General features: G+C 75.2%; 2 protein-coding genes. One reads left to right on the top strand and one right to left on the bottom strand.

The window, feature by feature from the left end; genetic code table 11:
• The first annotated feature begins 90 nt into the window (after nt 1–90).
• The gene (locus DBR36_RS01420) at nt 91–1461 is read left to right on the top strand and encodes an RsmB/NOP family class I SAM-dependent RNA methyltransferase (protein ID WP_108317243.1); all 1371 of its coding nucleotides are present in this window, start codon (nt 91–93) and stop codon (nt 1459–1461) included.
• A 43-nt stretch (nt 1462–1504) separates the two neighbouring features.
• On the opposite strand, the gene DBR36_RS17465 is transcribed toward DBR36_RS01420, so the two are convergent.
• Nucleotides 1505–2427, bottom strand: a 923-nt coding sequence (locus DBR36_RS17465) for a hypothetical protein (protein WP_108317242.1), incomplete at its 5' end; no start/stop codon positions are given.

Genomic DNA, 2427 nt, shown 5'->3' with positions numbered 1-2427 from the left:
GCTCGAGAGCGTGCAGCCGGCGGGCAAAGGCGCGATGAACGCGGGCGACTGGTTCCGCGGCCTGCGCACCGACGAGCCGGTGCTGGGCGCATGAGCGTCCAGGGAGCGCGCGCCGCCGCGTACGAGGTGCTGCGGGCCGTCTCGGGCGACGAGGCCTACGCCAACCTGCTGCTGCCGCACGCGATCGCGCGAGCGGGACTGGATGCCAAGGACGCCGGCCTCGCGACCGAGCTGACGTACGGCACCCTGCGACGCCGGGGCACCTACGACGCGATCATCGCCGCGGCCGCCGACCGCACCGTCGACCGGATCGACCCGGCCGTCCTGGACGCTCTGCGGTTGGGCGTGCACCAGCTGCTCTCGACCCGTGTCGCCTCGCACGCGGCGGTCAACGAGTCCGTCGAGCTCGCGCGCCGCAACGGAGGCGGCCGAGGGGCCGCGGGCTTCGCGAACGCCGTACTGCGGCGCGTCTCACGCGACACCCCGGGTCACTGGATGGAACGCATCGCCGCCGCCGCGCGCAGCGACGACGAGCGCATCGGCCTGACGACCTCGCACCCGGTGTGGATCGTCCGCGCGCTTCGTCGCGCGCTCACGGCCGAGGGGCGCGGCGACGAGCTCGCCGCCCTGCTCGAGGCCGACAACGTCGCCCCGCGGGTGGCGATGATCGCGCTGCCGGGTCTGGCCGACGTCCCCGACGACGCCACTGCTGCACGGTTCGCCCCCGATGCCTTCACCACGCGCGGGGGAGACCCCGAGGGTCTCATCCGCGAGACGCAGGGCCGCATCCGGGTGCAGGACGAGGGCTCCCAGCTGGCCGCGCTCGCGCTCAGCCGCGCCCTGCCCGTCCGCGAGGGCGAGCGCTGGCTCGACCTGTGCGCCGGTCCCGGCGGCAAGACCGCGCTGCTCGCCGCCGAGGCGCTGGCCCACCGTGCGCAGCTGGACGCGAACGAGATCTCGCCGGCGCGCGCGGGTCTCGTACGCCAGGCCGTGGCGGCCGTGCCCCTCGAGGTCGAGGTGAGCGAAGAGGACGGACGCGAGCGCGCGGCGCGCGCCGCGGGGCAGTACGACCGCATCCTCGTCGATGCGCCGTGCACCGGCATCGGCGCGCTGCGCCGGCGGCCCGAGGCGCGGTGGCGCAAGACGCCGTCCGACGTGCCCGACCTTACCGCGCTCCAGCTCGACCTGGTGCTGGCGGCGTTCCAGGCCCTCGCGCCGGGCGGCGTCGTCGCCTACGTCACCTGTTCGCCCCACCTCGCCGAGACGAGCGGCGTGCTGGCAGAGGTCAAACGCGAACTCGGCGACGCGGTCGAGGAACTCGACGCGCGCGCCGTGGTGCGCGATATCGCGGTCGACGAGATCGACCTGCCCGCGCAGGCGGACGGGTCGTTGCGGGCGCAGCTGTGGCCGCACCGTCACGGCACCGACGCGATGTCGATCGCCCTGCTGCGCAAGCGCTGATCGTCCGGCATCGGGAGCCGCCTCGGCGGGCTCGACCGCGCACTCAGTCCCAGCGCACCAGCGCGGGACTCGTCGAGAAGTCCACGACGGGCGAACCCAGCCGCGGCAGGCCGTCGAAGGTGCACCCGGTGTAGCGCCGTCCGTCCTTCTCGCAGTCCGCGGTCGCCTCCACCTCGCCGAGGGGGTCCGCGACGACCTGCAGCGGGGCGGGCGCGTACCCGTCGGCTTGCAGGTGCGCGAGCGCGGCCTGCGTCGAGCCGGGCAGCGAGCGGTGGACGGTGCCGTCGACGAGGCGGATGCCGTCGCTCGTCGTGGCCGGAAGATCGAGACCGCACCCGGCGACGAGCGACGTCGCGGCCACGCACGCGTGCACCGCGTCGGCCACCGCGGAACGGAAGGCCGCCACCCCAGTCTCGGTCAGCTCGGCGCGGACGTCTGCGAACGCCGGCGACGCCGACGCGGGGTCGGTGAAGGTCTGCACGACGCCCCCGCGCAGCGTGAACGACGGGTTCGTCGAGGCCAGCTCGTACGTCCCGGGGAAGAGCACGACGGTGTCCGCGGTGACCGCCTGCCCGTTCACCGTCACGGCGAGTCCGTCGGCCGCCGCGGGCACGACGATCTCGAGGGTGCCCCGGGCGAGCCTCCAGGGCCGGTCGAGGCCGGTGCGCTCGACCGCGAAGGTCGCCGTCGCGGGCGTCCCGCCGACCGTGAACATCGCCGTCAGGTCGAGGTGCAGCGGGTCGGGTACGCGCGGGCGGCCACGGGCGACCGAGATGTCGGCGATGGGCGCGCGCTCGTCCGAGGCGCGCAGCATCTCGTCGGTGAGGAACGACTGGTCGCCCGGCACCTCGGCGAGTTGCGCGAGCGCGGTGGACGCATCCGCCCGCGCGATCGCGTCCAGGTACGTCGTCACCACGGTCGACGGATCGGTTCCGCCCCGCGGCGCCCCACCGCCCAGCCCCAGCG

Source organism: Microbacterium sp. HMWF026 (assembly GCF_003061325.1).
GTDB lineage: Bacteria > Actinomycetota > Actinomycetes > Actinomycetales > Microbacteriaceae > Microbacterium > Microbacterium testaceum_E.
Note: the sequence above shows the minus strand (reverse complement) of the source record. Positions and strands in the feature narration are given on the sequence as shown.

Coding starts and splice junctions, on each gene's coding strand:
- DBR36_RS01420 (WP_108317243.1), top strand. CDS start 91: ATGAGCGTCCAGGGAGCGCGCGCCGCCGCGTACGAGGTGCTGCGGGCC.